Here is a 2,294-nt window from a genome sequence, read left to right as displayed (position 1 = left end):
GCCTCATTTCTCGCTGCCGTCCAGATCAGATGCATCGCTCTCTGGGCTAAAATCTTGTGACGACACTATCTAGCGATATACCCAGAGTTTTTTTAAGCTAAAGGGTACACAGGGGCGGATTTCCGTTACAATCTGCGCCAGCAATTTTCCCACGCTCAGGAGATATCATGAAAGTAGCAAAAGACCTGGTGGTCAGCCTGGCCTATCAGGTACGTACAGAAGACGGTGTGTTGGTTGATGAGTCTCCGGTGAGTGCGCCGCTGGACTACCTGCATGGTCACGGTTCCCTGATTTCCGGCCTGGAAAACGCGCTGGACGGTCATGAAGTTGGCGACAAATTTGATGTTGCTGTAGGCGCGAACGACGCTTACGGTCAATACGACGAAAACCTGGTACAGCGCGTGCCTAAAGACGTCTTCATGGGCGTTGACGAGCTGCAGGTTGGCATGCGTTTCCTGGCTGAAACTGACCAGGGTCCGGTACCGGTAGAAATTACCGAAGTGGAAGACGACCACGTTGTGGTTGACGGTAACCACATGCTGGCTGGCCAGAACCTGAAATTCAACGTTGAAGTTGTTGCGATCCGCGAAGCAACCGAAGAAGAGCTGGCTCATGGCCACGTTCACGGTGCGCACGGCCATGACCACGATCACGACCATGGTCACGACGGTTGCTGCGGCGGCCACGGCCACGATCATGACCACGGTCATGAACACGGCAAAGGTGGTTGCGGTGGTAACGGCGGCTGCGGTTGCCACTAATCACCGGTCTTTAAGACTGTTGATAATAAAAAAGCGGGTTATCCCGCTTTTTTTACGTCTCAATAATGGGGAGGCGGTGTTTCTTCTGACTGCGACGCGAGATGAGAAGGCTGGCTGGCTTTCAATTTCTCCGTGACCAGACGCATGAGATCGCGCAATTTCGCCATTTCGAGTTCGTGGGCGATAACCGTCTGATTAAGTTCTTCAATGGTCATTTCCTGAAAAGCCAGGCGGCTTTCCAGTTCGGCCAGACGCGCTTCCAGTGTTAAATCTTGCATACTTCACCTCTTTCAATTCCTGGCGCGATTATCGCTGGACCGGCGGATTTTACTGAACTTTCCCTTCTCATGCAGCATTAAGCGGGTTGGGCGAAACTAATTTAAACAAAAATAGTCTGAAAACTGTCGATTTCGGGGGGAGTCCTTATGTTGATTTCTCCCACAACGTTTTATAGTACGTTCCTCATTTACGTTTAAACCCTGGGGTGAGAGGCCCCGGCCCTGGAGATATGGATGAAATCACTGTTTAAAGTCACGCTGCTGGCGACCACGATGGCCGTTGCACTGAATGCACCGCTCACCTTCGCTGCTGAAACCGCAACGAAAGATGCAGCTGCAGCAACTGACAGCAAAGCGGCATTTAAAAATGACGACCAGAAATCCGCCTATGCGCTGGGTGCGTCACTGGGCCGCTATATGGAAAACTCCCTGAAAGAGCAAGAAAAACTGGGCATCAAACTGGACAAAGACCAGCTGATCGCCGGTGTCCAGGACGCGTTTGCTGATAAGAGCAAATTGACTGACCAGGAAATCGAACAGACTCTGCAGGCGTTTGAAACCCGCGTGAAGACTTCCGCGCAGGAAAAAATGGAAAAAGATGCACTGGAAAACGAAACCAAGGGCAAAGCTTTCCGTGACGCATTCGCTAAAGAGAAAGGCGTTAAAACCTCTTCTACTGGCTTGGTCTACCAGGTAGAGAAAGAAGGTACGGGTGATGCGCCGAAAGACAGCGACACTGTGGTTGTTAACTACAAAGGTACGCTGATCGACGGTAAAGAGTTCGATAACTCCTATACCCGTGGTGAGCCGCTCTCCTTCCGTCTTGATGGTGTTATACCGGGCTGGACCGAAGGCCTGAAAAACATCAAGAAAGGCGGCAAAATCAAACTCGTGATTCCGCCAGAGCTGGCTTACGGTAAAAACGGTGTTCCGGGTATCCCGGCTAACTCTACGCTGGTCTTTAACGTAGAACTGCTGGATATCAAACCGGCACCGAAAGCAGACGCATCTGCAGCACCGGATGCCGCAGCACCAGAAGCGGCTGCAGGCGACAAAGCCGCCGACACGACCAAAAAATAATGATGTACAAGCCGCCGCCTTATGGGCGGCGGTTTTTTGTGCACAGAAAACCCCCAGCTAGGCTGGGGGTTCCGGAAAGCTTTCAGCTTTAAGTCAGTTTGAACCGCCCCGGGAATCCTGGAGACTAAACTCTTTGAGAGAGAGGTAAACAGGATGACTAAAAACACACGTTTTT

General features: G+C 51.5%; 3 protein-coding genes. 2 read left to right on the top strand and 1 reads right to left on the bottom strand.

Features of this window, described 5'->3' with window-relative positions; translation table 11 throughout:
• Nucleotides 1-167: 167 nt before the first annotated feature.
• Nucleotides 168-761, top strand: a complete 594-nt coding sequence (slyD, locus tag ACSZPU_RS25145) for a peptidylprolyl isomerase (RefSeq protein WP_499004326.1) — start codon at nt 168-170, stop codon at nt 759-761.
• Nucleotides 762-820: 59 nt separating this feature from the next.
• On the opposite strand, the gene ACSZPU_RS25140 is transcribed toward slyD, so the two are convergent.
• Nucleotides 821-1,039 (bottom strand): protein SlyX, encoded by a 219-nt coding sequence (locus ACSZPU_RS25140; protein WP_499004325.1) that lies wholly within the window; start codon nt 1,037-1,039, stop codon nt 821-823.
• Nucleotides 1,040-1,273: 234 nt separating this feature from the next.
• Here ACSZPU_RS25140 and fkpA point away from each other — a divergent pair, with 234 nt between their 5' ends.
• Nucleotides 1,274-2,119 (top strand): FKBP-type peptidyl-prolyl cis-trans isomerase, encoded by an 846-nt coding sequence (gene fkpA / locus ACSZPU_RS25135; RefSeq protein ID WP_499004324.1) that lies wholly within the window; start codon nt 1,274-1,276, stop codon nt 2,117-2,119.
• Nucleotides 2,120-2,294: the final 175 nt, after the last annotated feature.

This window comes from Phytobacter sp. V69, from assembly GCF_965644215.1.
In the GTDB taxonomy this organism is placed as follows: domain Bacteria; phylum Pseudomonadota; class Gammaproteobacteria; order Enterobacterales; family Enterobacteriaceae; genus Phytobacter.
Note: the sequence above shows the minus strand (reverse complement) of the source record. Positions and strands in the feature narration are given on the sequence as shown.

What these genes read in the sequence shown, in the direction of transcription:
- slyD (WP_499004326.1), top strand. Translation starts at nt 168, where the DNA reads ATGAAAGTAGCAAAAGACCTGGTGGTCAGCCTGGCCTATCAGGTACGT.
- ACSZPU_RS25140 (WP_499004325.1), bottom strand. Translation starts at nt 1,039, where the DNA reads ATGCAAGATTTAACACTGGAAGCGCGTCTGGCCGAACTGGAAAGCCGC.
- fkpA (WP_499004324.1), top strand. Translation starts at nt 1,274, where the DNA reads ATGAAATCACTGTTTAAAGTCACGCTGCTGGCGACCACGATGGCCGTT.